The sequence below is a fragment of the Rhizobium alarense genome (assembly GCF_021555155.1).
In the GTDB taxonomy this organism is placed as follows: domain Bacteria; phylum Pseudomonadota; class Alphaproteobacteria; order Rhizobiales; family Rhizobiaceae; genus Rhizobium_D; species Rhizobium_D alarense.
On record NZ_JAKGBU010000005.1, the window covers coordinates 33,554 to 37,426 of the forward strand.

Here is a 3,873-nt window from a genome sequence, read left to right on the forward strand (position 1 = left end):
CGGGCGCGCTCGGTGTCCTGCAGAAGCCCGTGCAGCCGGAGACCATCCGCCAGGCGCTTGCCTATGCGCGATCCGGCGCAGTCGCCGGTCCGATCAACGAAAAAAGGCCGGGCACGAGGCCCGGCCAGTCGCTCTGGGAGGAGCCGGGCGATCAGGCGACCGCGATCTGCCGTTTCTCTTCGACGGATTTGACAGCGGCGTCCGCGAGTGCCAGTGCCGCCAGGCCATCGGCGCCGGAGGGCGAGATCGCCGCGCCCTTCTCGACAGCCGCAATGAAGCTCGCGATCTCGTTCGCATAGGCTTCGGTATAGCGGGTCATGAAGAAGTCGTGCAGCGGCGGGCGGGTATAGCCCTCGCCATTGGCGACTTCGATGGAGACCGGGCGCTGGTTTTCGGCCGAGACCATGCCCTTGGAGCCGTGCACCTCGATGCGCTGGTCGTAGCCGTAGGTGGCGCGGCGCGAGTTGGAGATGACAGCCTGTTTGCCGGACTTCGTCTGCAGGATGACGGAAACGCTGTCATAGTCGCCGGCCTTGCCGATCTCCGGATCGACCAGCACGGCGGCGGTCGCCATGACGGAAACCACCTCTTCGCCGAGCAGGAAGCGCGCCATGTCGAAATCGTGGATCGTCATGTCGCGGAAGATGCCGCCGGACCGCTTGATGTAGTCGACCGGCGGGGCGCCGGGATCGCGCGAGGTGATCGTCACCATCTCGACGTCGCCGATGCGGCCGTCGTCGATTGCCTTGCGGACGGCCATGAAATGCGGGTCGAAACGGCGGTTGAAACCGACCATGAGCTTGCCTTTGGTCTCCTCGACCACCTTCATGCAGGCCCTGACCCGGTCGACGTCGAGATCGATCGGCTTTTCGCAGAAGATCGCCTTTCCGGCGCGCGAGAAGCGCTCGATCAGGTCGGCATGCGTATCCGTCGGCGTGCAGATCACGACGGCGTCGATGTCCTTCGACGTTTCGATTTCCTCGATGGAGCGGACGGCGCAGCCGTATTGTTTTGCGATGGCGTCCGCCGCGGCAGGGAAGGCGTCGGCGACGGCGACCAGCACGGCGTCGGCATTGCCGGTCACCGCCTTGGCGTGGACCTTGCCGATGCGACCGGCACCGAGAAGACCAAATCTGACAGTCATGTTGTCCTCGTTGTGTATGGGTGGGAGATAGGCAGCAGGAGATAGGCAGTAGGAAATAGCACGGCGCTGACGAAGGCTGTATTTCGACTGCCTACTGCCTAATCACGTCTTGCGCTTCTTCTGCCGGTAGACGTCGATGACGACGGCCGCCACGATGATCATGCCCTTGACGATCTCCTGGTAGTAGGCATCGACGCGCAGGAAGGTAAAGCCCGAGGTCATGACGCCGAGGATGACGGTGCCGATGACCGTGCCGGTGATTCGCCCGACGCCGCCGGCGAGCGACGTGCCGCCGATGACGGCAGCGGCAATGGCGTCGAGTTCATACATGACGCCCATGCCGGCCTGCGCCGTCTGCGCACGCGCTGCCGTCACGACGCCGGCAAGACCGGCCAGCGCACCGGCGATGGCATAGACCTTGATCAGGTGGGTTTCCACATTGATGCCGGAGACACGCGCCGCCTGCACGTTGGCGCCGATCGCATAGGTGAACTTGCCGTAGCGGGTGTAGCGGAGCGCGATGTGGAAGATGACGGCGACGACGAGGAAGATGACGACCGGCCAGACGCCGCTGCCGATGAAGTTGAACTGGTCGGAGAGACCGGAGACCGGCTGGCCCTTCGTGTACCATTTGGAGACGCCGCGGGCCGATACCATCATGCCGAGCGTCGCGATGAAGGGCGGGATCTTCGTGCGGGCGATGAGCTGCCCGTTGACGAAGCCGGCGAGAAGCCCGATGCCGACGCCGATGGCGACCGGCACGATGAACGGCATGTCGGTGAGCGACGGATAGAGCGCCCGTGGCCAGGTCGAGGCCTGTGCAAGGCTCGCCGAGAACATCGCCGTCATGCCGACGACCGAGCCGGACGAGAGGTCGATGCCGCCGGTGATGATGACCTGTGTCACCCCGACGGAGATGATGCCGATGACCGAGACCTGCAGGATGATGATGGTCAGCCGCTGGGGGTTCATCAGGAAGCTCTGGCCGACGAAGATCCAGCCGAGAATCTCGTAAGCCAGCGCGATGCCGACGAGGACGAGAAAAATGCTGAGTTCCGGCGGCAGCCGGCGGGCCGATTTCTGCGCGGCGACCTGGGCCTGCGCGGCGGAATTCGTGCTCATGATTACCTCCCTTGCGGCCGGTCTCCGGCCCTGTCTTCTTTACTGGGCTGCCAGTTCCATGACCTTGATCTGCGTGGCTTCCGCCCGATCGAGGAAGCCGGTGACGCGGCCTTCATGCATCACCATGATGCGGTCGCTCATGCCGAGAACCTCGGGCATTTCCGACGAGATCATGATGATGGCGACGCCGTCGCGGGCGAGTTCGGTGACGAAGCGGTGGATTTCCGCCTTGGCGCCGACGTCGATGCCGCGCGTCGGCTCGTCGAGGATCAGGATGCGCGGATTGGTGAGCAGCCAGCGGCCGATCAGCACCTTCTGCTGGTTGCCGCCCGACAGGTTCTCGATGCGCTCGCTGAGGTTCGGCGTCTTGACGCGCAGCTTGCGGCTCATCTCCTCGCAGACCTTCGTCACCTCGCGTTCGCCGACGAAGCCGTTCCTGACGAACTTGTCCTGAAGAACGGCGATCTGCATGTTCTCCAGCACGTTGAGGATCAGCAGGCAGCCGGTATCCTTGCGGTCCTCGGTGAGGAACGCCATGCGGTTGCGGATCGCCGTGTTGGGCGAGTCGATCGAAACCTGCTTGCCGTTGATCTCGATCGTGCCGCTGGTCGCCGGCGTCACGCCGAAGAGGGTCTCGGCGACGTTCGACCGCCCTGAACCGACGAGACCGGCGACACCGAGGATTTCGCCGGCGCGCACGTCGAAGGAGACGTCGTGGAAGACGCCCTTGAGGTTGAGGTTCTTGACCGAGAGCACGACGTCGCCGATCGGCACGTCTTCCTTCGGGAACATCTGGGTGATCTCGCGGCCGACCATCATGCGGATGATGTCGTCGCGGGTGACGTCGGTGGAGGCGTGCGTGCCGATATATTTGCCGTCCCGGAACACCGAGAATTCGTCGGCGATCTCGAAGAGTTCGCTCATCTTGTGAGTGATGTAGACGATGCCGATGCCCTGGCTTCTAAGGTCGCGGATGATCTCGAAGAGATGGGCGACCTCGCGCTCGGTCAGCGCCGAGGTCGGCTCGTCCATGATGAGCACGTCGGATTCGTAGGAAACGGCCTTGGCGATCTCGACCATCTGGCGGTTTGCGACGGAGAGGTCGCGCACCTGCGTATCCGGGTCGATCGCGATCTTGAGACGCCTGAAGAGGTCTGCCGTCATGCGGTGCATTTTGCCGTGATCGACGAAGCCGAACCTGTTCTTCGGTTCGCGGCGGATCCAGATGTTCTCCGCGATCGTCATGAAGGGCATCAGGTTCAGTTCCTGATGGATCATGGCGATGCCGTTCTCCAGCGCGTCGAGCGGGGACTGCAGGCGGATCTGCTGGCCCTTCAGGCGCACTTCGCCCTGGTCGGGCGTGTAGATGCCGGCGAGGATCTTCATGAGCGTCGACTTGCCGGCGCCGTTCTCGCCCATCAGCGCATGCACGGTGCCGCGCTTCAGCTTGAATTCGACGTCGTCGAGTGCGACGACACCGGGAAACGCCTTGCGGATACCCTCGGCGGCCAGCAGGTATTCGGCATTCGGAACGGCGCCGCTGGCACGAACCGCGGCCATGGTGGTCGGACTGACCATCGTCTCCTCCCTCCGGAGCAACCTGAAAC

3 protein-coding genes are annotated in these 3,873 nt (G+C 63.8%); all 3 read right to left on the reverse strand.

The genetic code is table 11. The features are described 5' to 3' along the window. Positions 1-151: 151 nt before the first annotated feature. The 3 genes from iolG to LXM94_RS02695 all read right to left on the reverse strand — a co-directional run bounded on the left by iolG (position 152) and on the right by LXM94_RS02695 (position 3,844). Entirely contained in the window at positions 152-1,144 is a 993-nt protein-coding gene (iolG, locus tag LXM94_RS02685) for an inositol 2-dehydrogenase (protein ID WP_235769604.1), read from the reverse strand. A gap of 102 nt (positions 1,145-1,246) precedes the next feature. Continuing rightward, the gene (locus LXM94_RS02690) at positions 1,247-2,266 is read right to left on the reverse strand and encodes an ABC transporter permease (protein WP_235769605.1); all 1,020 of its coding nucleotides are present in this window, start codon (positions 2,264-2,266) and stop codon (positions 1,247-1,249) included. Positions 2,267-2,305: 39 nt separating this feature from the next. Beyond that, positions 2,306-3,844, reverse strand: coding sequence for a sugar ABC transporter ATP-binding protein (locus LXM94_RS02695; RefSeq protein ID WP_235769606.1), 1,539 nt, complete (start codon positions 3,842-3,844; stop codon positions 2,306-2,308). Positions 3,845-3,873: the final 29 nt, after the last annotated feature.